Source organism: Vibrio sp. 10N.222.49.C9, from assembly GCF_041474985.1.
GTDB classification, from domain to species: Bacteria; Pseudomonadota; Gammaproteobacteria; order Enterobacterales; family Vibrionaceae; genus Vibrio; species Vibrio crassostreae_C.
Window position 1 is genome coordinate 1 of sequence record NZ_JBFRVD010000233.1, and the last position, 228, is coordinate 228.

Sequence of the window (228 nt, forward strand, 5' to 3'; positions counted from 1 at the left end):
GATTGTAACGGGATACATGCCTTTTGCTTACGGCGACGTGCTGCAAGATGAAACCATTCAAGCCATTGCCAAAGAACATGATGCGAGTCCTGCTCAGGTTGTACTTGCGTGGATGCGTCAAAACGAGTTCGTAACGATCCCTTCATCAACCAAGAAAGCCAACATTGAGAGCAACTTGCACTCCGAAAAGGTGACGTTGACTGAGTCTGATATGGAGAAGATCGCTAC

Annotated in this window: 1 protein-coding gene; it reads left to right on the plus strand. The window is 47.4% G+C overall.

Annotated elements, in window-relative coordinates; translation table 11 throughout:
• Positions 1 to 228: aldo/keto reductase (locus tag AB4585_RS22905; RefSeq protein WP_372171106.1), on the plus strand; the 228-nt coding region annotated here is incomplete at both ends.